General features: G+C 73.2%; 1 protein-coding gene. It reads right to left on the bottom strand.

Annotated features, from left to right (window positions below; genetic code table 11):
* Positions 1-298 (bottom strand): alanine racemase C-terminal domain-containing protein (locus FLQ44_RS18135; RefSeq protein ID WP_276607883.1); only part of this gene is annotated, 298 nt, incomplete at both ends.

Raw genomic sequence — 298 nt, 5'->3', positions numbered from 1 at the left:
CATGGACACCCTGCCCACGGTGCGGGTCAAGGCACCACCGACCCAGACCGGCGTGCCCGAGCCCGCGTGGCGCGGATAGCCGTCGCCGTAGCCGATCGCGGCAATGCCGATGCGCATGGCGATCGGCGCCACGAAGGCCCCGCCATAGCCGATTGCCGCTCCGGCGTCGACCTGCTTCACCGAGATGAGGCGGGTCGACAGGGTCATGGCGGGCGCCAGCCCCAGATCCAGGCCGGACTGGCCCTCGACAGCCGACAGGCCGTACAGCGCGCCGCCGGGGCGCACCCAGTGGCGGTGC

Source organism: Vogesella mureinivorans (assembly GCF_007644035.1).
GTDB classification, from domain to species: domain Bacteria; phylum Pseudomonadota; class Gammaproteobacteria; order Burkholderiales; family Chromobacteriaceae; genus Vogesella; species Vogesella mureinivorans.
The sequence above is the reverse complement of the archived record's forward strand: the minus strand, read 5'-3'. Positions and strand labels throughout refer to the sequence as shown.